Genomic DNA, 245 nt, shown 5'->3' with positions numbered 1-245 from the left:
CGATTGATCCGTTGATGGAATTTAATCCGCCATTTATTGATGTCACATATAATCGGGAAGAATATGAATTCAAGGAATTACCAAGCGGATTATTACAAAAGAAATTTGTAAAAAAACGTCCCGGAACGGTTGGAATTTGTGCGGGAATTCAATATAAATACGTTGTTGATGCCATTCCGCATATTTTGTGTGGTGGTTTTACACAAGAAGATACAGAGAATTTATTAATCGATTTAGATTTTTTA

At 33.5% G+C, this 245-nt stretch carries 1 pseudogene; it reads left to right on the top strand.

What is annotated here, in order from left to right:
• Window positions 1-245, top strand: a pseudogene (locus AC23MC_RS16515) (methylenetetrahydrofolate reductase [NAD(P)H]); the annotation flags it as partial.

This window comes from Flavobacterium sp. T50_26 (assembly GCF_057652995.1).
The sequence above is the reverse complement of the archived record's forward strand: the minus strand, read 5'-3'. Positions and strand labels throughout refer to the sequence as shown.